21 protein-coding genes and 1 pseudogene are annotated in these 23,090 nt (G+C 33.1%); 3 read left to right on the forward strand and 19 right to left on the reverse strand.

All coding sequences use genetic code 11. From position 1 onward, the window contains the following. Nucleotides 1–8: 8 nt before the first annotated feature. Nucleotides 9–452 (forward strand): annotated as a pseudogene (locus tag BDW31_RS03865) (MarR family winged helix-turn-helix transcriptional regulator). A gap of 220 nt (nt 453–672) precedes the next feature. Further along, entirely contained in the window at nt 673–1,089 is a 417-nt protein-coding gene (locus BDW31_RS03870) for an Hsp20/alpha crystallin family protein (protein WP_011274987.1), read from the forward strand. Nucleotides 1,090–1,168: 79 nt separating this feature from the next. Here BDW31_RS03870 and BDW31_RS03875 read toward each other — a convergent pair whose 3' ends face one another. The 19 genes from BDW31_RS03875 to BDW31_RS03965 form a co-directional block, all read right to left on the reverse strand. Beyond that, nucleotides 1,169–2,326 (reverse strand): nitrate/nitrite transporter, encoded by a 1,158-nt coding sequence (locus BDW31_RS03875; RefSeq protein WP_070581965.1) that lies wholly within the window; start codon nt 2,324–2,326, stop codon nt 1,169–1,171. Between the two features lie 229 nt (nt 2,327–2,555). After that, the gene (gene nreC, locus BDW31_RS03880) at nt 2,556–3,209 is read right to left on the reverse strand and encodes a nitrate respiration regulation response regulator NreC (protein WP_011274985.1); all 654 of its coding nucleotides are present in this window, start codon (nt 3,207–3,209) and stop codon (nt 2,556–2,558) included. Nucleotides 3,210–3,230: 21 nt separating this feature from the next. Then, nucleotides 3,231–4,265 (reverse strand): nitrate respiration regulation sensor histidine kinase NreB, encoded by a 1,035-nt coding sequence (gene nreB / locus BDW31_RS03885; RefSeq protein ID WP_110709194.1) that lies wholly within the window; start codon nt 4,263–4,265, stop codon nt 3,231–3,233. A 9-nt stretch (nt 4,266–4,274) separates the two neighbouring features. Continuing rightward, a complete protein-coding gene (nreA, locus tag BDW31_RS03890; protein ID WP_053025039.1) occupies nt 4,275–4,724 on the reverse strand; it encodes a nitrate respiration regulation accessory nitrate sensor NreA in 450 nt (149 codons plus the stop codon). Between the two features lie 20 nt (nt 4,725–4,744). Beyond that, a complete protein-coding gene (narI, locus tag BDW31_RS03895) occupies nt 4,745–5,428 on the reverse strand; it encodes a respiratory nitrate reductase subunit gamma (RefSeq protein ID WP_011274982.1) in 684 nt (227 codons plus the stop codon). Then, complete coding sequence (narJ, locus tag BDW31_RS03900; protein ID WP_053025040.1) at nt 5,421–5,996, reverse strand: nitrate reductase molybdenum cofactor assembly chaperone; 576 nt, start codon at nt 5,994–5,996, stop codon at nt 5,421–5,423. Before narJ ends, narI begins: the two co-directional genes overlap by 8 nt. Continuing rightward, nucleotides 5,989–7,542, reverse strand: coding sequence for a nitrate reductase subunit beta (narH, locus tag BDW31_RS03905; RefSeq protein WP_110709197.1), 1,554 nt, complete (start codon nt 7,540–7,542; stop codon nt 5,989–5,991). The genes narJ and narH overlap by 8 nt, the downstream gene beginning before the upstream one ends. Continuing rightward, complete coding sequence (locus BDW31_RS03910; RefSeq protein WP_110709199.1) at nt 7,532–11,215, reverse strand: nitrate reductase subunit alpha; 3,684 nt, start codon at nt 11,213–11,215, stop codon at nt 7,532–7,534. Before BDW31_RS03910 ends, narH begins: the two co-directional genes overlap by 11 nt. 206 nt (nt 11,216–11,421) lie before the next feature. Then, entirely contained in the window at nt 11,422–12,366 is a 945-nt protein-coding gene (cobA, locus tag BDW31_RS03915; RefSeq protein WP_053025042.1) for a uroporphyrinogen-III C-methyltransferase, read from the reverse strand. Next, on the reverse strand, nt 12,357–12,671 hold the full coding sequence (gene nirD / locus BDW31_RS03920) for a nitrite reductase small subunit NirD (protein ID WP_110709201.1): 315 nt from the start codon (nt 12,669–12,671) through the stop codon (nt 12,357–12,359). Before nirD ends, cobA begins: the two co-directional genes overlap by 10 nt. A gap of 3 nt (nt 12,672–12,674) precedes the next feature. After that, nucleotides 12,675–15,086, reverse strand: a complete 2,412-nt coding sequence (gene nirB / locus BDW31_RS03925) for a nitrite reductase large subunit NirB (protein ID WP_070631828.1) — start codon at nt 15,084–15,086, stop codon at nt 12,675–12,677. A 235-nt stretch (nt 15,087–15,321) separates the two neighbouring features. Beyond that, on the reverse strand, nt 15,322–16,038 hold the full coding sequence (locus tag BDW31_RS03930; protein ID WP_181414818.1) for a sirohydrochlorin chelatase: 717 nt from the start codon (nt 16,036–16,038) through the stop codon (nt 15,322–15,324). Between the two features lie 192 nt (nt 16,039–16,230). After that, nucleotides 16,231–17,052 carry a formate/nitrite transporter family protein gene (locus BDW31_RS03935; RefSeq protein ID WP_053025045.1) on the reverse strand — a complete coding sequence of 274 codons (822 nt, stop codon included), beginning with the start codon at nt 17,050–17,052 and terminating at the stop codon, nt 16,231–16,233. A 142-nt stretch (nt 17,053–17,194) separates the two neighbouring features. After that, entirely contained in the window at nt 17,195–17,377 is a 183-nt protein-coding gene (locus tag BDW31_RS03940) for a hypothetical protein (RefSeq protein ID WP_011274973.1), read from the reverse strand. 59 nt (nt 17,378–17,436) lie between these two features. Then, nucleotides 17,437–17,916, reverse strand: a complete 480-nt coding sequence (locus BDW31_RS03945) for an SRPBCC family protein (RefSeq protein WP_070442581.1) — start codon at nt 17,914–17,916, stop codon at nt 17,437–17,439. 150 nt (nt 17,917–18,066) lie between these two features. Beyond that, a complete protein-coding gene (locus BDW31_RS03950) occupies nt 18,067–18,582 on the reverse strand; it encodes a YceI family protein (protein ID WP_053025047.1) in 516 nt (171 codons plus the stop codon). A 137-nt stretch (nt 18,583–18,719) separates the two neighbouring features. Next, nucleotides 18,720–20,270 (reverse strand): zinc ABC transporter substrate-binding lipoprotein AdcA, encoded by a 1,551-nt coding sequence (adcA, locus tag BDW31_RS03955; protein WP_110709205.1) that lies wholly within the window; start codon nt 20,268–20,270, stop codon nt 18,720–18,722. 291 nt (nt 20,271–20,561) lie between these two features. Beyond that, nucleotides 20,562–21,158: a DsbA family protein gene (locus BDW31_RS03960; RefSeq protein ID WP_053025048.1), complete on the reverse strand. Its 597-nt coding sequence runs from the start codon at nt 21,156–21,158 to the stop codon at nt 20,562–20,564. A gap of 23 nt (nt 21,159–21,181) precedes the next feature. Further along, entirely contained in the window at nt 21,182–21,541 is a 360-nt protein-coding gene (locus BDW31_RS03965) for a DUF4467 domain-containing protein (RefSeq protein ID WP_053025049.1), read from the reverse strand. 254 nt (nt 21,542–21,795) lie between these two features. Between BDW31_RS03965 and BDW31_RS03970 the strand changes: the two genes are divergently transcribed. Further along, entirely contained in the window at nt 21,796–23,040 is a 1,245-nt protein-coding gene (locus BDW31_RS03970) for an aminoacyltransferase (RefSeq protein ID WP_070631823.1), read from the forward strand. Nucleotides 23,041–23,090 lie beyond the last annotated feature (50 nt).

The raw sequence follows: 23,090 nt of genomic DNA on the forward strand, positions 1-23,090 counted from the left end.
GGAATTGTATGTATATTAAAGATAGTTATTTAAGTAATCAATTATGTTTTTTATTATATGTTACTTCTAAAGAAGTCATAAAAAAATATACTTACTATTTAAAAAAGCATGATTTAACATATACAAGCTTTATGGTCATCATGGCCATCGAAAATGAAGAAAAGATAAATATTAAATCACTTGGTCGTCGCGTATTTTTAGATTCTGGAACACTAACACCTCTCTAAAAGAAATTAGAGAAAAAAGGCTACGTACAACGTATGCGTGAAAAAGAAGATGAAAGAAACCTTCAAATCACACTGACTGAAAGCGGTATTAATATTAAACCTACATTGGAAGCTATCTCTGACCAAGTTTTTGAGGACTTTGATATTTCACAAGACGAAAAAGATAATCTTGTTAACAGCTTAAAACATGTTATTTCAAATAACTTCGATTATACTACTCACTAATATTTAATCCTGGCAAAAGCGAAATACTTTATTTCACAATTACTAGGCTTTATACATATTGAGACTTTTGCCATGGATTTACTATTCCGCACTTTATCTGCGCCTTATTCTTTTATAATTCCTTTCGCTTTACGTTAATCCTCTCTATTACTATAATGTACTTGAAAAGTATCATTTTACAATTTTTGTATGCACGCTTAAATAAAGGAGAGACATTAGTATGAATAATAGAGAGTTTTTTGAACAATCCATTTTCAAGAATAATCCAAAAGATGTATTTCGTGATTTAGGTGAACAAGTTTTTAATCAATTTTCATCAAAAAGTTTCCCGACAAATATTTATAATCAAACTAATCAATACGTATTAGAAGCTGAACTACCTGGTGTCAATAAGTCTGAAATTGAACTTAAATTTGAACATGCGGCATTAACAATTAAAGTTCAAAAGCATGTATCTGAACAAACAGGTAGCGTTCAATTAAGTGAACGTGCAAGTGGTGAATTAGTTAGACATTTTGAATTTAACGATATTGATAAGTCACAAATTAAAGCAAGCTACGAAGACGGGATTCTAGTTGTTATTTTACCTAAAGAAGTTAGTGCACAAGATCAATCAACAACAATTACAGTAGAATAAATAGATATACAAAATAAAATGTTAAAGAGCAATACAAAACTTTCTTTAGCTTTGTATTGCTCTTTTTTAATGTATAAAATTATTTTGCATATTCTTTTTTATATAAGTGTCCCATAGTAATAAATGCTAAGGTACCAAATATTGCTAAAAGAATAAATGCTAAATGACTTGAACCTGTTAATCCTGTTACATAAGTAATTACTAAAGGTGGGAAGAATCCTCCTAAACCACCCATCATAGAAACAATACCATTAGCTGCACCAGATTCTTTTGCGAAGTAAGATGGTACAAGTTTAAATATTAAACCATTACCTAAACCAGCACAGATACTGATAGTTAAACAACCGATAGTAAATAAAGCAATATGACTTGAAATTCCTAAAATAACAGCACCTATAATCATAATAATAAAATCGATCATTAGTACTTTCACAGCATTAAATTTGTCTCCAAGTATACCGCCAATTGGTCTTAAGAAAGTTGCTAAAGCAATGAACACACCTGAACGAATACCTGCATCGACTTTATCAATTCCAAAGTTATTTACTAAGTAGTTAGGTAAGAATAATCCAAATGCTACAAATGCACCAAACGTAATAAAATACCAAAGACTTAAGTAATATAGCTTATAATTCGATGATAATTTTTTAAACTGAGATGCTAAAGGAACTTTCACTTTCGGTTCATTTTTATCGCCAAAAATAAACATTAAAATTGCAAAAATAGCAATAATAATTAAGTAACTTCTTACTGTTGTTTGCCAACCTATAATACCTGCAATTGGTGGTGCTAAGAATGATGATACTGCCGTACCAATGTTACCCATACCATAAATTCCATTCGCAAGCCCTACTTTATCTTTTGAAAAATATTTAGGTATCGATGTAACACCTACAGAGAATATCGCACCTCCAACACCTAAAAAGAATCCTGATAACATTAGCATTCCTGGCGTTTGTGCTTGTCCTAAAAAGAAGATAGGAAATAATAAAACGACAAAACTACAAAAGAATACCCATTTCGCACCAATAACATTCGTTAAATAACCGAATGGTACACGTAAAATCGAACCTAATATTACTGGAATTGCCAGTATAATTGACAACTGCCCAGGATTAACTTTAATATCTTGAGAGATATATGGCATTAACGGAGAAATAATACTCCATGCCATGAAACCTACTACAAGACTTAACGTTTGTAATGTAAGTTGAAAGCCACCTTTTGTCTTATACATTTTTTCACCTTCATCATTTAATTTTCTATATCAGTAATTGTTATATAAAAGAGGTCAAAAATTTATAATACAATCACATTACTGATTACAATTAAATTTTAGTGTAATTGTGAAAAAATGAACATAAGGATATTCCCTTATACTGCCTGGGAATCCCCCTATATTTTCATTGTTAAATGCACAAAAAAACTGAGACATTGCTGAATTGTCTCAGTATCATTTTCATCATTTAAAAATCTAATAATTTCTTTTTTAATGCATATTCAACTAACTCAGGTTTAGATTTTAAATCGAGTTTGGTCATTATATGTGTTTTATGCGCTTCGACCGTTTTGACCGACACGAATAACTTTTCAGCAATATCTTTATTACCATACCCCTTTGCAATTAAAGGTAGTATTTCTAGTTCACGCTTAGACAATATCTTAAATGGATCGTTAGTAGATACATCATCAGAATGTTTATGATTTACAAATTCATTCACTAATGACGTTGTTAATTTCATATCTACATATGTTTCGCCCTTATAAACTGTTCGCACGGCTAGTAATAATTGTTCATCAGGTGCATTCTTTAATATATATCCTTTAGCACCATTACGAAGAACGTGGAATAGATATTCTTCATCATCATACATCGTAAGTATTAATATTTTAGTTTCTGGAAAACTTTCTGATATTTTACTAGTTGCAATTAAGCCTGATTCACCAGGTGGCATACTTAAGTCCATAATTAAGACGTCTGGCTTATGCTCCATCACCTTTTGATAAGCTTCTCCCCCATCAGCAGCAGTTGCAACCACTTCCATATCCTCTTGAAAGTTTAATATCATTGAAAATCCTGTTCTAACGACTGCATGATCGTCTGCAATTACAATTTTCACTTTATATTCCCCTAACATATTTTAGACTGGCACATCCAATGTAATAATTGTACCTTTACCAATATGTGTTTCCATATTCACTGTACCTTTAACAAGTTCTGCCCTTTCATTCATACCATATAGTCCTAATCCCGTGCCTTGCGGTTTTAAATTAGGATCAAAGCCTTTACCTCGATCAATAATTTCAGCGATAAGGCCTGCTTCCGTTTGTTGAATCGTCACTTCCACTTCATAAACACCTGCATACTTTAATGCATTAAATATCGCTTCTTGAACAACGCGATAAACAACCGTTTCAATTTCACTATCGAAACGTATATTTTGAATATTAGATTGATAGACAACGTTTAATCCATAATTATGCTCTAATTGTTTGAAATAGGATTTAAAAGCCGCTTCTAATCCTAAATCATCAAGTGATGAAGGTCTTAATTCTACTGATAGATTGCGAATATCATTAATTAAATTAGACATTAACATTTCGATGTGTTCAGATTTTTCTATGAGTTGAGCCATATCTTGTTGATATTTCAATAATCTCAATTCAACATCTACATTTAACATCTCTTGAACAACACTGTCATGTAATTCTCTAGATATACGTTTTCTTTCATTTTCTTGTGCAACAATAGTTTTACGTAACATCTGACGTTGATACATCTTTTCTTGTCGCTCTATTTGTGGAGATATATCTTGTAATGTAAAAGCGTAGATTTGTGCCTCATCATCAATACATTGATACGAAGCAGTAAATGGTTGAATTTTATTATCTACCGTCTTCATGAATACTTGGAAGTTCATATCATTAGGCTTTGTCGTATCAAGATAACAGTTAATGCAACTTTGTAATGCAAATTCGTTAGAGTAACCTTCACAGCGATTACATATCGCATTGGTCATCGCACTATAATTATTATCCTTTGAAATTATCTCTTGTGCTGCGTCATTCATCGCGATAACCTTACCATCATTATTTACAAATACGATTTTTTCATTCGTCTTTTCGTAATATTTTTTTAGTAAGTTCTCTAAATCAAGATTATCAACATCCAACATTTTAAACACCTACATTTCTTCTGAAAATGTCCAAAGCTTGCCACTAATATCCAAAGTTTCATAATCAGGAAGAGGCTTGCCATCTCTCTGACCTAAGAGTAATACACCATACACCTGATTTTTGTAACACAATGGGATAGCTACCATTGCAGTTAGATTTTCGGCAATTAAGATTGGATATTTAATCTTATCTTCTGGTGATAAACTTGCTACTACGTCGGCAATGATCATGCGTTTTCCAGTCTTCATAACCATACCGGCTAGACCTCGCCCTTTACGCAAGATAATCATTTTATAGCGATCATTCAAGTTACCTGAGACATAATGCCATTTAATCGGTGCTGAAGTCATATGATGCTCATAAAGTGCAACCCCTGCAAAATCATACCCTTCACTGACCCTTAGATTATTCAATTGTTGTTGGAAATCCTGTTTTTCAAATACTGGATTCGTAATCACATTTGAATCTCCTCTCATACTCATGAACGTGTTTTATGTTTACGATAAACAATATATCTACGATTAGTATACGATAGCGGTACACTCCAAACATGCACTAAGCGAGTGAATGGCCAACAAGCTAAAATTGTAAACCCAAGTAAGATGTGAATTTTAAAAGATAAAGGAACACTCGTCATCAGACTCGCATCTGGTGAAAATGTAAATAAGTGTCTAAACCATATAGATATCGTTTGACGATAATCAAAATCACTTACCATCGCATTCGTAACTAATGTTGAATAACAACCCATGAAAATAATTAATATTAATAAGAAATTTACAAATATATCAGAAGCTGAACTTAGCTTTCTAACATTTTTAATAGTAATTCGTCGTGCTGTTAATAGTAACATACCAATAAACGTCATTATACCAAAGATACTACCGATGTATACAGCACCAAAATGATACATTTCTTCGCTTACACCTAATCCATCAATCCATTTAGCTGGTATAGCGAGACCTACGACGTGACCAAAAAACACCGGGATGATGCCCAAATGGAATAATAAGCTACCCCATTTTAATTGTTTTTTCTCTAAAAATTCACTCGATTTAGCAGTCCATGAGAATTGATCATATTTATAACGAGCGATGTGTCCAACAATGAAAATGGCTACACACAAATATGGAAATATAATCCATAAAAATTGATTAAGCATGAGATGTCACCTCATTTGGAATTTCTAGACAAGCTTTTAATGTATTTCTTAAAGCACGTATCACATAAGCATAAGGATTGTTATCTTGAGCTAAATGATTTGCCATTTCATACGTACCGTCTTCAATAATCATAATAACTAGTTCAATATTACCTTCTGCTCGTGAATCATTTTGCCATGATGCTACGTGTAAGAATTGGAGCATCAATGGTAGATAATCTGATAACTCGTTATCTACCATTTTCAACCCAAACATTTCATATAACACTTTAAGTTTAGCCAACATTTGGCCTCTTTCTTTTTGAGTGTCAAATTTGTTGTAAGTCATATAAAGCGGTGATTTCTTATTAAAATCAAAGGTATCTGTATATATTGCTTTAATTTCTGACAATGTGAATTGATGCATAATCTCTCTGTATTTTACTAAATCATCATAACCAGGATGAGAGGGCTCAATCGTTTCTTCAAATGTTTTTGGATGAAACGTTAATTTCTCCGGAAAATTAAGCTGCTGAGCGATATAACCAAAACTTTCTTGATAATTATGAAATTGTTGTAAATTAATCACGGAAAATCCCTCCATAGAAATTCTCATTATAAATTTCTTGTCCTGTTTTTCCTGAACCTACTGGAACACCACAGCCTTCACAATTGTCTCCAAAGTATTCGCCACCATACCCTTGGCTACCTTGCGCATGATACGTATCTAAATATGTTTCTTTATGAGATGTTGGTACAACAAAGCGATCTTCATATTTTGCTAACCCTAATAAACGATACATATCTTTAGTTTGAATTTCTGATAATCCAAGTCTTTCTAATTTAGAAGTATCAAACTCTTTACCTGTAACTTGTGAGCGCATGTAACTTCTCATCATAGCCATTTTTTGTAAAGATTCCTTAACAGGTTGAACATCACCGGCAGTAAATAAATTAGCTAAGTATTCTATTGGTAAACGCATTTCTTCAATAGCTGGGAAAATCATATCTGGGTTTTGTCCTGCATTTTTACCTTCAAAATAACTCATGATAGGACTTAATGGTGGGCAGTACCAAACCATAGGCATTGTTCTAAAATCTGGATGTAAAGGAAATGCTAATTTATATTCAATTGCCAGTTTATACACTGGTGAATTTTGAGCTGCTTCAATCCATTCATAGCTAATGCCATCTTTTTCAGCTTGTTCAATCACTTCTTCATCAAATGGATTTAAGAAAATATCTAATTGCTTTTCATATAAATCTTTTTCATTTTCAGCTGAAGCTGCTTCATGAACTCTATCGGCATCATATAATAATACACCTAAATATCTCATTCTACCTGTACATGTTTCAGAACAAACAGTTGGTAATCCAGCTTCAATTCTTGGGAAACAGAATGTACATTTCTCAGCTTTGTTTGTTTTCCAGTTGAAGTAAACTTTTTTATAAGGGCAACCAGTCATACAGTAGCGCCAACCACGACATGCATCTTGGTCAACTAAAACAATACCATCTTCATCACGTTTATACATTGCACCAGATGGACATGAAGCTACACAACTAGGATTTAAACAATGTTCACATAGACGAGGTAAATACATCATAAATGTTTCATCAAATTGGAATTTAATGTCTTCTTCAATTTTTTGAATATTTGGATCTTCTGGACCAGTAATATGTGCACCGGCTAAGTCATCTTCCCAGTTAGGCCCCCACTCAAGATTAAGTTTCTCACCTGAGATAAGTGAGTGCGCTTTAGCAACAGGAGAATGCTTACCTTCTTTAGCAGTAGTTAAATGTTCGTAATTGTATGTCCATGGTTCATAATAATCTTTAATAAGAGGCATATCTGGGTTGTAAAAGATTTTACCTAACGCCATTTTTGTCCAACGACTACCAGATTTAAGTTCTAATTTTCCTTTTTTATTTAAGACCCATCCACCTTTATAATGTTCTTGGTCTTCCCATCGTTTAGGATATCCTACACCTGGTTTAGTTTCTACGTTGTTGAACCACATGTATTCTGCACCTGGACGGTTAGTCCAAGTGTTCTTACATGTTACGCTGCAAGTGTGGCAACCTATGCATTTATCTAAATTTAACACCATTGCAATTTGCGCTTTAATCTTCAAGCCAATTTACCTCCTTCATCTTTCTCACTGCTACATATACGTCTCGTTGATTTCCTATTGGTCCATAATAGTTAAAGTGATAACTAATTTGTGCGTAACCACCTACAAGTTGGGTAGGTTTCAAATGAATTCTTGTTGGTGCATTATGTGAACCGCCACGAGTATCTGTAATTTCTGATCCTGGTGTTTCAATGTGTTTATCTTGTGCATGATACATAAACATTGTTCCTCTTGGCATACGGTGTGATGTGACTGCTCTTGCAGTTACAACACCATTTCTGTTATAAACTTCTAACCAATCGTTGTCATTGATGCCATGCTCATCAGCATCCTCATTAGATAACCAAACGACTGGACCACCTCTAAATAATGTCAACATACGTTCATTATCTTGATATGTTGAGTGTATATTCCATTTACCATGAGGTGTTAAATAACGTAATACTAATGCATCTTGTCCACCTTTAACTTGTTTATCTCTAGTACCAAATACCATTGGTGGTAATGTTGGTTTGTATACTGGTAAACTTTCGCCGAATTGTTGGAATACTTCGTGATCGATGTAATAACTTTGTCTACCTGTTAATGTTCTAAATGGTACGAGTCGTTCTACATTAGTTGTGAATGGAGAATATCTACGTCCATTTTTGTTTGAACCAGGGAACACAGCTGTCGGTATCACTTCGCGTGGTTGTGAAGTAATGTTTAAAAATGAAATCTTTTCAGATGCACGTTCTTTTGAAATGTCTTTTAATTCCATACCTGTTTGATTTTCTAAATCTTCGTATGATTTTTGTGATAATTTGCCGTTAGTAGCTGATGATACATTTAAGATTGTATCTGCTACTTTTCTAGCAGTATCGATACGTGGACGATTATTTCTGACTGATTCAGGGTTCTCATCGTTCCAAGTACCTATCATACTTTTAAGTTCTTCATATTCATCTTTCACGCTGAAGCTTACGCCATGTGCACCAACTTTTCCTTTTTCAAGTAATGGACCTAAAGTCACATATTTATCGTAAATTTTAGTGTAATCTCTATCTACAACTGCGAAGTTTGGCATTGTTTTACCTGGAATGGCTTCAACTTCTCCTTTAGACCAATCTTTAACAATACCGTATTCTGAACCTAATTCCTGTTTAGAATCATGGCCAAGTGGTGTCGTTACAACATCTTTAAATGTTCCTGGCAAGTAATCTTTCGCCATTTCTGAAACAGCTTTACTTAATGTTTTATAAATATCCCAGTCTGAACGTGATTCCCATAACGGATCGATCGCTGGATTAAATGGATGAATGAATGGATGCATATCTGTTGATGACAGATCGTGTTTTTCATACCATGTTGCAGCTGGTAATACGATATCTGAGTACAATGGTGTCGCAGTCATTCTGAAATCTAGTGACACTAATAAGTCTAATTTACCTTCTGTATCTTCACGCCATTGAATTTCTTCTGGTTTGTCTTCTTCGTTAGGTTCAGCCATTAGTCCTGAACGTGTACCTAATAAATGTTTCATAAAGTACTCTTGTCCTTTGGCAGAACTTGAAATTAAATTTGAACGCCATACGAATAATGTTTTCGGGTGGTTCTTTCTTAAATCAGGATCTTCTATCGCAAATTGAGTTTCTCTATTTTTAACTGATTCGATTGCTCTATTTAATATCGCTTCATTAGAGTCATCGCCGGCATCTTTTGCCTCTTCTCCGAATAACAAACTATTCTTATTGAATTGAGGGTATGACGGCAACCAACCTAATCTAGCAGCTGTGACGTTATAGTCAGCTGGGTGTTGATGTTTAATATTATTAGCTAATGGAGATTTTAATTTATCAACATTAGATTCCTCATATTTCCATTGATCAGTCGCAAAATAGAACCAACTTGTACCATTTTGCAGACGTGGTGGTCCTTGCCAGTCTTTGGCAAAGGCTACCGTATTCCAACCTTCTATTGGTCTACATTTTTCTTGTCCAACATAGTGAGCCCATCCACCACCGTTAACACCTTGACAGCCACATAAAAGAACAAGATTTAAAATCGCTCGATAAATCGTATCTGAATTGAACCAGTGGTTAATACCAGCACCCATGATTATCATTGAGCGTCCTTTTGTATCGATGGCATTTTGCGCAAATTCTCTAGCTACTTGTGTTACTAATTCTGGTTTAATACCAGTTACTCGTTGTTGCCATGCAGGTGTATATTTTGATTCAGCATCATTGTATGAAGTTGCTTCTAATTCATGATTAAATCGTTTAATGCCATATTGACTTGTCATTAAGTCATATACTGTCGCTACATACACTTCTTTTCCATCAGCTAATGTTACTTTTCTAGCTGCTATTGGTCTTTCAAAAATACCGTCACCTTGACTATCAAAGTAAGGGAATTGAATTGTTTTTAGTTCGTAAGTGTCGTCTGCCATTGACATCGCTGGATCAATCTTAGAACCATCTTCATTTTCTAATTTTAAGTTCCACTTCTTGCCTTCTTCCCAGCGTTGACCCATTGTGCCATTAGGTACTACAAACTGAAGACTATTCATATCGTGAATGACTGGTTTCCATTCGCTATTTTCACTTTCCATACCTAAATCACTTGCACGTAAGAATCGTCCTGCTTTATAGCCATTGTCATCTTCGTCTAACATAATCACGAAAGGCATATCTGAATATTGTTTTGAATAGTTAATGAACATTTCACTAGGATTATCTTGATAGTATTCCTGTAAAATAACATGTGTCATTGCTTGTGCTACCGCTGCATCAGTACCTGGATTAGGCGCTAACCAGTTATCCGCGAATTTAACATTTTCTGCATAGTCAGGTGCTACTGAAACAACTTTAGTTCCTTTATATCTCACTTCAGTCATAAAGTGAGCATCAGGTGTACGTGTAAGTGGTACGTTTGAACCCCACATAATAATATATGAAGCATTGTACCAATCACTTGATTCAGGTACGTCAGTTTGTTCACCCCAAATTTGTGGTGACGCAGGCGGTAAATCAGCATACCAATCATAAAAACTTAACATTTCTCCACCGAGTAAGTTGATAAATCTTGCCCCTGCAGCATAACTTATCATTGACATGGCAGGAATTGGTGTAAATCCTGCGATTCTATCTGGACCATCCTTTTTAATTGTATAAAGAATTTGTGCAGCAATAATATCTGTTACATCTTTCCAGTTAGCTCGAACATGTCCACCTTTACCACGTGCTTGTTTATACGCTTTTGCTTTCTCTTCGTCTTCAACAATAGATGCCCACGATGCAATACGATTTCCATTATTTTCTTCTAACGCTGTATTCCATAAATCTAATAATTTCCCTCTAATGTATGGATATTTCACACGAAGCGGACTATATTCATACCAAGAGAATGACGCACCACGCGGACATCCACGAGGTTCAAATTCTGGCATATCAGGCCCACAACTTGGATAATCGATTTGTTGATTTTCCCAAGTGATTACGCCGTTTTTAACAAATACTTTCCATGAACATGACCCTGTACAGTTAACACCATGTGTTGTTCTAACTACCTTATCGTGACTCCATCTTTCACGGTACATTTTTTCCCATTCTCTACTTTTGCTCTCAAGAACTGACCAATTACCATTAAATGTCTCAGTTGGTTTGAAAAAGTTTAATCCAAATTTTCCCATCTATATGAATCCTCCTACCGTTAAAGGTATTAACTTATTCCGATTTGCCGTTTTACTTTTGAATTTATAATGATTGTACAATTTTTCACATTCATTAGGTATTAGGGAATGTCCTAATTCGCATGGGGGAATCCCTAAAAAACAAAAAAGCAGGTAGTGGTACATAACGTTCTAAGGATTCGTTATACCACTCCTGCAAGGATGACTTATAAATTAATATATTTAATTTTATTGTTATTGATTATTTGTGTATATAATTGTTGTTGTGATGGATGGTAACTTTCATCAACATGCACTAAACAATGATATCCTGTTTCAGATAATTCTTCAGCTTTTAATAAAGCATCTTCTTTCGAACCTTTTATAACATATAATAAATCATCTAAATTTCTTTCATACTCTTGTTTCAACACTTTATCTTTATCAATATGGTCAACAATAGCGCCTAAAATACAAATTCCTGGTTCACCTTCAAGTTCATGTTGTTGTAATTGATGCTCAATGGTGCTTAATTTACCAATGATGACGCTTTGGTTATGACACGTAGCATTAAATACAATTGCTATCGAATAGTCCTCTGAAGTATAAGCTGTGATTTGCTCAATGATACGGCCCAATCGCTTTATCCCCATATAGATGGCTAATGTCCCACCATTAATCAAATTACGTATATCTGTTTCTTGATTGATTGAATCTTTGAAATGACCTGTTGAAAAGGTCACACTAGGTGCTACTGATCTCATTGTTAATCCTAAATCCATTGTTGCAACAGCGGCACTTGCCGAAGTTACACCAGGAACAATTTCATATTCGATTCCATAGTCTTTTAAAGTAATGACTTCTTCAGTAACACGACCGAATATTGCTGGATCGCCACCTTTGAGACGAATGACTGTTTGATACTTTTTAGCCGCTTCAACGATTTTTAAATTAATTTCGTCTTGTTGTATGTGTTTAGCGTAAGGCTTTTTACCTACATCAATGAATTCCGCATCAGCGGGTGCATATTGAAGTATGAGTGGGTTTACTAAACGATCATATAGAATAACTTCAGCTTTCTTAATACATCGTTCTGCTTTTTTCGTTAAAAGATTAGGATTACCAGGTCCAGCACCTATCAAGTAAACCTTTGATTTTTCATCTACAGACATACATAAACGTCTCCATCGATAACTTCAACTGGATATGTTTCAACACATCCAGTATCAAGTTCTTGTACCTCACCACTTCTCAAATCAACCTTTTGATCATGTAGAGGGCAATAAACGTAGTCGCCACTTACTGTTCCTTCTGATAATGGCCCTTGTTTGTGAGGACAAGTGTTATTAATCGCATGAATGTCTCCACTTTCAGTTAAGAAAATGCCAATTTCTTTACCATTAACAATCACTTTTTTCCCAATCAATGGTGTTAATTCTTCTATTGTAGTTACTTTTACTTTTTCCATAGATTTCATATGTTACACCCTCTCAACTTCAAAGATTTTTCGAGCTTCTTTATCTTCAACGATTGCTTCCCAAGGTTCGCCATGTCCATCAATCGCTTTTTTAGCATCCATAATTCTATCGAATAACTCTTTTTGACGTTCAGGATCCAGTAGTACTTCTTTAACATTTTCAAAGCCTAAACGATTTAACCATGGTGCAGTTCTTTCTGCATATATGCCAGTTTCACGATAATACTGCATTAACGCACCACATAATTGAATAACTTCATCTTCAGTTTCAACGGTAGTTAATAATTTACCAACTGTAACATCTGTACCTCCGTTACCACCGATGTAAATTTGATAACCGTTTTCTACTGAGATAACACCGAAATCCTTAACTCCTGATTCAACGCAACTACGTGGGCAACCAGATACACCCATTTTGAATTTATGTGGTGTGTCAATGTATTCGAATGTTTTTTCTAAACGAATACCTAAGCGTGTAGTGTATTGAGTACCGAATCGACAGAATTCTTTACCTACACAACTTTTAACTGAACGTGTTTTCTTACCATATGCTGAAGCTGAACGCATACCTAAATCTTCCCATACTTTAGGTAATTCTTCTTTCTTCAATCCATATAAACCTACACGTTGAGAACCTGTTACTTTAACTAATGGAACATTGTATTTTTTTGCAACTTCACCTAATCTTATTAATTGGTCAGCATCTGTTACGCCTCCACGCATTTGTGGAATAACAGAGAATGTACCATCATTTTGAATATTTGCATGATAACGTTCGTTTGCGAAGCGTGATTCTTTTTCATCTTGATGGTCATGTGGGTATACCATATTTAAATAGTAGTTTATTGCTGGACGACATTTTGGACAGCCATTTTTATCTTTAAAGTCTAGTACGTGACGTACTTCTTTAGATGTTTTTAGACCTTTAGCTCTTATTTGCGTAACAATTTGATCACGTGTTAAATCAGTACAAGCACAAATTCCGGTAGGTTTCGCTGCTACAAAGTCATCACCTAATGTGCATTGTAATAACTCGCCAATTTGTCCTTTACATTTACCACATGAATTACCCGCTTTAGTTGCTTTCGTTACTTCTTCCACTGATGTTAATCCTTTAGTCGTAATCGCATTAACAATCGTACCTTTATCTACACCGTTACAGCCACAAATAGTTTCATCGTCTGGCATATCAGCGATAGAAGTTACCGCTTCTTCTCCACCTTTGTACAATAATGATACTAATGTATAGTCTTCTAAAGATTCATGTTTTTTCATCATATTATAGAATCTTGAGCCATCATCTGTATCACCATATAATACTGCTCCGACAACTTGACCATCACTCAAATAGACTTTTTTATAAATATTATCGACACTGTTGAAAATTTCAATACCATGGACATTTTCATTTTCAACAATTTGTCCCGCACTATATAAATCACAACCAGACACTTTTAATGAAGTGAAAGTTGTAGAACCTTTGTACCCTTCTGTTTCTTTTCCAGTTAGGTAGTCAGCTAACACTTTACCTTGTTCATAGAGCGGTGCGACTAAACCATATACTTTGCCGTCATGCTCTGAACATTCGCCAACAGCATAAATATTAGGGTCTGATGTTTGTAAATAATCATTAACAACGATACCTCTATTTACTTCTAGACCTGCATCACGTGCTACTTGAGTAAATGGACGGATACCGACTGCCATGACCACTAAATCTGTTTCGATTATTCTTCCATCCGCCAATTTAATCGCTTCCACATCATCTTTACCAATAATTTCTTTAGAGTTCGCTTGTAACTCGATATTCATACCTTGACGTTCTAAATCCGCTTTAAGCATGCCGCCAGCTTTACGGTCTAACTGCATTTCTATAAGCCATTCTGCTAAGTGTAATACAGTTACTTCCATACCTTGATCCATTAAACCACGTGCACATTCAAGTCCTAATAATCCGCCACCAATAACGACAGCTTTCTTTTTCGTTTTAGCGATTTCAATCATGCGTTCAGTATCTTCTATTGTTCTCCAACCTATAACACTTGGTAAATCTGATCCAGGTATCGGTAATACGAAAGCACTAGAGCCTGTTGCAAATATACAAATATCATAGTTCACTTCAACACCCTTTGATGTTGTTACTGTTTGTGCTGAACGATCAACCGTCTCTACCGGGTCGTTGACGATGAGCTGAATGTTATTTTCTTCATACCATTCATATGGATTCATTATTGTTTCTTCTACAGTCATTTTCTTCTGTAATATATTTGATAACATTATTCTGTTATAGTTTGGATAAGGTTCTTTCCCAATAATTGTAATGTCAAATTGTGAATCTGAACGCTCTAGAATTTCTTCTATCGTTCTTAATCCCGCCATACCGTTTCCAATCATCACTAATTTTTGTTTAGTCATAAAATATGCCCCTTTTATCACTTTAAATTTACTTATTTTCCATTTGCAATTTTTTGTTTTTTAAAATGTTTGATATTCAACATTTGTTTCTTCACTGCTATTCTATAACAGATCCTACTTCAAATGTGATGATTTTCACAAATTAATTAAAAATCGGGGAATTCCCTAATACGTTTAATAACTTGTCCAATTACAATAAAAAACTGAGACAACATAGTGCCTCAGCTTATAAATCCTAATTAAATGTTAATTGCTTTAAACGTTCACTAATAATTTCCTTCAATATATTATCGAAATTAATAGATGGTGTAATATGAAGCGTACCCTGTATATCCATTTCTGAAATGAGTCGTTTTACTTTGTTTACTAGTCGCCCATCATATAAAAACATTGGCACTACAATAAGTTCATCATACTCATTCGAAAGTTGATCCAAGTCATTTCTAAAAGTAATGTCACCATATAGCGTACGACAAAAGATAGGTACAGGTTGATTCATTTTTTCACTAAATTCCTTTAACTCATCATGTGCTTTCGTATATGAGAAACTACCATGTGCGATTAATACAATCGCATAATTAGAGGAGGTAGAAATTTCAACATCTTGAATACGTTTTTCAACTAAATCTACCATATAGTCATGCGTACCAAGCGGTTCACTAATTTCGTAACTTATTTCAGGATGATCTTTTTTGATATTTGATAAAATTTCAGGAACATCGACGATATAATGCATTGCCGAAAAGATCAAAAGAGGTACAACTTTAAATTGAGTTTCACCTTGCTTTATTAAACGACCAATCGTATTTTCAATACTCTTTTCTTCACCTTCAATAAACGCTAATTCATATTCATACGTTTCATCACTTAATAAACGATCTAAGAATTCTCCCAATGCTTTATTTTGATCACCTTTTCTCATGCCGTGTGCCACTAATATATTCGCAACCAATCGCTTCATCCCCTTTATATAAGACTTTAGTGCTTTTAAAATTTGGTCATAAAATGCTTTAATGTTGATTAAAATGATATGTTTTAATCATAATTTAGTCAACTTTTTTCAATAATGTGGTTGAATTAATTCAATAAAAAAGGTTGTGCTATTTACTCATTTAACTTAGTGATAACACAACCCTATTATTGATTACTTAGCTTTTATACTATCACGTGAACCATTTAAATACGCATATACTAAACCAATAAATATACCACCACCGATATAGTTACCAATTAAAGCAAACACAATATTTTTAATAACACCTAACCATGATAGTGCATCTAAATTATAGAACACCATACCTGCGTATAAACCAGCATTGAAGACAACATGTTCATAACCCATGAATACAAACACAACAACACCTACGGCAATAAAGAATGCTCTTGCCAGTCCTTCTTTAAATAACATAGACACGTATATACCAATATTAATAAAGAAATTACAGAAGATCGCTTTAACTAAAATATTTAACCAAGTTGATTCTACCGTTTTCATATGTACTGTCTTACTTAAGCTGGCAATCATTTCTGGCGTCATAATATGCGTCCCTTTCATTAAGAAGAATAATATGAATCCGCCAATAATATTCCCTATAAAACAGAATAAGAAAATGAACAACATCTTATTAATAGTAATGGCTCTATAATACCAGCCGACCGTTAAATACATGAAATTACTAGTTAGTAATTCTGAGTTCGTCAACACAATTAATACTAAAGCTAAACTAAATGCAATCGCACCTAGCAAATTAACTAAACCTTCATTAGTGCCTGCAAATTGTGTTTTAATTGCCAACATAAATACCGTTACGATTGCTAATAAAAAACCTGACATGATTGTTTTCAATGCATATCTACCAGGCGTTTTTGTAGACATAATTTCTTTCGTCTGTACCTGCCCAACAGCAGCTTCTACAATATCACGCGTTGCATGGGTGTCCTCAACCGTTTTATTGTTCTTCAACATATGTATGCCCCCCTGCATCCTTTAAGGTTATGTTTCAATTATATATTTTTAAAAAAAAACATGAATAGCTTAAATTTTTTAGGTAAAAAAGTGAGGTAAAATCGTATCATGTAGACACGATTCTACCTCACTTAGTAATTCACTATTTATGTGCTTTAAGTCTTGATAAATAGCGTAAACCTGTAGCAAAAATGCCATAGCCTAGCGCTGTTCTTAAAACATATTTAATTGCACTATTATCAATTGCCTTTGAATTGAGTAGTACTGTTGGTATTAATGTACTAACTGAAAATAAAGCTAGTACTTTTAAATATCTTTCTTTCATATCATCAACCTCATTTCAACTACATTATAACTTAAATATAGTTGAATTTTTTGACATACCTATGACTTTTTTTGTTCCAAGAGTGATTCTAGTTGATCCAATGTAGAATTCATTCCCGCTTCTACACCCATATCAAGTGCTTGTTGCGCCGCATCTTTTGTTGGAAAGATTGAAGTTGACGTTACAAGCGTGCTTTGCGCTGATTCTGAAGTGAAATCAATCAAAATTTGCATCCCAGGTAATGATGTATCTTTCTCACCTTGAGATGTAGCAAAGAAATCTAAGTATTCAATATGATTAGGTTTATCCACCTTTTTATATTCAGTCAATGTGTAACTTGTTTGTTCTGGCATTTCTATCGCAAAGAAGGCATCACCACCGACTACTGGGTTAAAACGAAAAACTTTTGTTTTACCTCCTTGAGGATGAAACCATTGTTCAAATAACGTCTCCGTAGTGTATGCCTCGAAAACTTCATTTATTGGCGCCTCAAACGTTCTATTAAATATAATTTTATTATCTTTTAGTTGAATTGACATTTAAATCCCCCTATCTATTTGTTAAATGCTCTCTGAATTTACCAGTTATTGATTTTAATTACAAAAAAGCTCCCTTCAAAGTTTACATTCATTAATATCTACTTTGTAGGGAGCCATATGAGTATTTTTATTAAGTAGTATAACTAGTGATTAGTCTTCAAGTGGAAATTCTAAATCAAATTCAACATTTAAGTCTTTTCCTAATAAGAAACCACCAGTTTCAAGTTGTTGGTTAAACGTAATGCCATATTTTTCACGGTTAAGGCTACCAGTAATTACTAAACCAGCAGTGTTTTTACCGTTTAATGGATTTAAACTAGTACCTTTATAATCTAAATCAAAAGTTTCTTCATGTGTTTGATCTTTCATAGTTAAGTTACCAGTAACTGATTTATCATCTACTTTAGTAATTTCAAATTTAATTTCTGGGTAGTTTTCAGCGTCTAAGAAATCTGCGCTTTTAAGATGATTATCACGATCTGCTACTTTAGTATCAATTGAATTTGCTTGAACAGTAAAAGTACCTTGTAATGAACTTAAATCATTGAAATCACCTGAAATGTTAGCGTCAAATTCGTTAAAACGTCCTTTAACATTTGATACAACTAAGTGTTGAATAGAAAAGTTAACTCCTGAATGTGCTGGATCTAAATTTAAATTAGCCATGTGTACATACCTCCATTATTTAAATTATGAAACTACGTAACTGAAAATCAGTACTATATTTTGTATAATTATTATACTTAATATAATAAAGAAACTTATATGGAAATACAAGTAAAAAGACTCAAATTTTAAATTTATTAATGTGCTAACATCTCTTCTTTAATATCATCCTTATCTAATGAGGCAGGATAATACGTTGACCAATGATCCATTTCTTCAAGTAATGTTTCATTGTTGTTACCCATAAAAATGTGGAAGTGTTCTGCTTTCTTAGGTGCGATATTATGATCACTAAACTGAACGTACTTAGGTAATGTTTGCTTGTCAGAGTGCTTCAATTTAAAAATAAATCTAACTCCACGATTACCTTTCTTATAATCTAGGATTTTTTTACCAACATATTCATACGTTCCAGTAACCTTATTCCCATTTTTTTCAAAAGTAATGTTGTCACCTTTAATATTTATGTTAGAAACGTCAGTTTTGTAACCTTTCTCATAGTATTTTTTATACTCTTTTTCTGTCATAGTGCTATCTTCTTCAGATTTATGTTTCATTACATCATCTAAATCACCATTTTTTAAATAGGGATACACTGATTGCCATTTACCTTCATAATCTGATAATGCACGATCTTTAACTTGTTCATCTTTGAAATAACCATCTGAAATAGCTTTATCATATTTATGTTCAGCTTTTTCGTCTTGTACTTTTATATTGGAACTCAATGCTTTATCTAATACTTCAATATTTTTGTTCATCAATGTTTGATAATTCATCGATGCATCTTTAGATTGTTCTTTATTAAGTGACTCCATATTATAGAATTTTAACGGTTTTGCATTTGTTTCTTTTCTGATTGTTTCAGTTACTTTATTTACAACATTATCCTCATACAATATGTATTTAACATTTTTCTCATTAATCTCTTTTACTAAGTTTGTAAGTTTTTTTTGAGAAGGATCTTCAGCATTCATATTTTGAATTCCCTTTTGAACAAAGCCATAGCGATCTGCGAGATAACCTAGAGATTCATGAGAAATAAATACAGCATTACCTTGTTTATCTTTAGTAATGTTGTTCATTTTATTATCAATATCATTTAACTCTTTTTCTAATTTTTTAAAATTTTTCTCGTATTCATCTTTATGTTCTGGATCTTTAGTTACTAGCTGATCTTTAATTTCTTTAGCAAACACCTTATTTTTCTCAGGATCTAACCATACATGTGGATCATACCCACCATGATGATGGTGTTCGTGTCCATGTGAATCCTCGTGTTCTTCATCACCGTGTTCGTGTTGGTCTGTTAGTAGTGTTGATTGATCTAGTTTATCTTGTAATGAAACTTTCTTTTTATCATTTTTAATTGTGGCTGCAACTTTCTTAGCGACTGGATCTAAATCATCACCTGTATATACAAATAAATCAGATTGATTAACCTTTAACATGTCTTTCTGAGTTGGTTCATAATCATGTAGGTCTGTGCCAGCAGGATAAATAGACGATACATTGACATGGTTACCACCTATTTCCTCTATAAAGGATTGCAAAGGATATACAGTTGTAGACACATTCATTTTGTTATCACCTTTAGAATCTTTATTAGAACGATCTTCCTTTCCACAAGCGACTAATATAAATACAATAATAGTTATCAAAACAGTAAGACTTAAAAAGCGTTTCATTTTATACCTCCTAAATAGTAATACTTACGATTTAAAAGCATAACTTTATTTGTATAAAATTACAATAGTTTTTTATTTTTTTATTTTCAATTTAATAAAAATCATCTTTTATTAAAAATATCTATCATTGATTAAGTTACTACCTTTCTAAATTTTTAAAAAAAGAAGAATCATAGTGAAGTACACTACAATTCTTCTTTGAATCAACATTATTAAATTTATTCCACTTCTCTTTAGTGGTTACAATATAACACAAAATGAATGTCAGCGTTACTCACTATGACATCGTGACTATAAGTATTTCTTCCATTCTTCGACTTTATAAGGATCTTTCACTTTTTTTCCATTTATAAAAACAGTTGGAACAGTATCAATATTATTATCTTCTGTTAGTTCCTTTTGTTTTTCTGCTTTTTTCCAAGCTTCACTGTTCTTAGTCTTATACTGCTTTTTAATGTCAGATTTTTGTTGCGTCGTAATATCTAACTTATCAATTTCTTTATCAAGAAATTGTTCTGTTAACCACTTTTTATCCTCGTCTTTTTGATTCGCGAATACGTTACGTTGAAAAGTTAAGTATTCATTAGGTGCAACTTTTTGCACTGCGTTTCCGGCTCTAGAGCCGGCGATTGAATCTTTACCAAGAAATCCAGCATTAATAAATTGATACTCTACTTTATTCGTATCAATATAGTCTTTTTTAATTGTTGGCATTACATTCTTTTCCACTTTTTTACAGTATGGACATTTAAAGTCTCCATACTCAACGATTAAAATTTTACCATTCTCAGTTTTAGGTGGCTGCTTTTCCTTGTTGTCATTAGAACAAGCACTTATGATGATTATTAAAACCATCATCATACTTATTAACAAAATTCTCTTTTTCATAGATGCTCCTTTGTAATAACATATTAATTCATATTTTCTTCCTTATAATCAGCATCATGTGATTCGATATATTGTTTTGTATCAAAGTTATCAATGCGTTTCGCTTTTTTACCATCAAATTGATAAGTGTAGTAATGAACTTCTTCATTATTACTTAAAGGTTTATACGCTAAGACAACATACTTTCCATCTTCATAAACATAAATATTCGCATCTTTTTTATCAAAGTGTTTAACCATATCTCCTGTATCATTCTTAGACATTTGTTCTTGCTTTTGATCTTGGATTTTTACAGCTTTATCTATTTTATCGACATATTTATCGTTACCACACGCTGCTAGCAATAATATACCGACACTTAACATAACTAATATACGTTTCATATATTCACTCCTATTGCCCAGTTCTCTCTATCTATCATTATACTTCTTTTGCAAATACTATCATACAATGGTTTTAAAATATGCGCTAGTTCATAAAAATTTAATTTTCTAAAAATATTTATTATTATAAATTAAATATATATTTTAACCTACAACTAAAGTACGGTGTGATTTAATAACTTATCTTGTGTAATAGTTGTAGTTATTTGTTAAAATAAAGGATAATTCTTAAAAACGCAGAGGAGTAGATGAATATGAAATTCGTAACTTTATCACCGGAGGAATTTGAGAAATTTACATCCAGTCATTTCTCTCATTACACACAATCTCGAATTCACTTTGAAAACAGAAATGAATTAAAAGGTGATGTGCATGTTGTAGGTGTCAAAGATGACAGCGACAATGTCATCGCTGCAACTTTAATGACTGAGGCACGTGCTTTAAAAGTGTTCAAATACTTTTATACACATCGTGGACCTGTCATGGACTACAGTAATATTGAATTGGTTCACTTTTTCTTTAAATCACTAACAAGTTATTTAAAAAAACATAATTGCTTATATGTATTAGTTGATCCTTATATTTTGGAGAACCTACGTAATGCTGATGGAGAAATTTTAGAAAGTTACGATAACCGAGCAGTCATCAAAACGTTGGAAGATTTAGGTTACAAACATCAAGGATGGACAGTAGGTTATAGCACAATGAGTCAAATACGTTGGTTATCTGTCTTAGATTTAAAAGACAAGTCAGAAGATCAATTATTAAAAGAAATGGACTATCAAACACGTCGTAACATTAAAAAAACGTATGAAATGGGCGTAAAAGTAAGAACGCTACCTATGGATGAAACGGATACGTTCTTTGAATTATTCCAAATGGCCGAAGAAAAACATGGTTTCAAATTTAGAGACAAACCATACTTTTATGAAATGCAAAAAACGTATAAAGACCATGCAATGCTTAAACTTGCCTATATTGATTTAAAGGATTACTTATCTACTCTCCAACAAAAACACGATTCATTAACAGTACAATTATCCGAAGTCGATGCTGTATTAGAGGAAAACCCTAACTCTAAGAAAAATAAAAATAAACGCACACAAATACAACAACAAGTTGATAGTAATGAACGCAAATTAAATGAAACGAAAGATAAAATTGCTGAAGAAGGCGAAACACTTAATCTAGCTGCGGCTTTATACTTATATAATGAACATGAAGTTTATTATTTATCCAGTGGTTCAAATCCTAGATATAATGCGTATATGGGCGCATATCGTTTACAATGGGATATGATTAAATTCGCAAAAGAACATAATGTAGATCGTTATAATTTCTACGGTATTACAGGTGACTTTAGTGAAGATGCTGAAGATTATGGTGTGCAACAATTTAAAAAAGGCTTCAATGCTAATGTTTACGAATACATTGGAGATTTCATTAAACCGATACACCCACTTGCATACAAAATTAAACAACTATTAGAACGTAAATAACTATAAAGCAAAAAACACTTTTCTAAGTTCAACTTTATGAACTTTAGAAA

The organism is Staphylococcus sp. AtHG25 (assembly GCF_003217445.1).
GTDB classification, from domain to species: domain Bacteria; phylum Bacillota; class Bacilli; order Staphylococcales; family Staphylococcaceae; genus Staphylococcus; species Staphylococcus haemolyticus.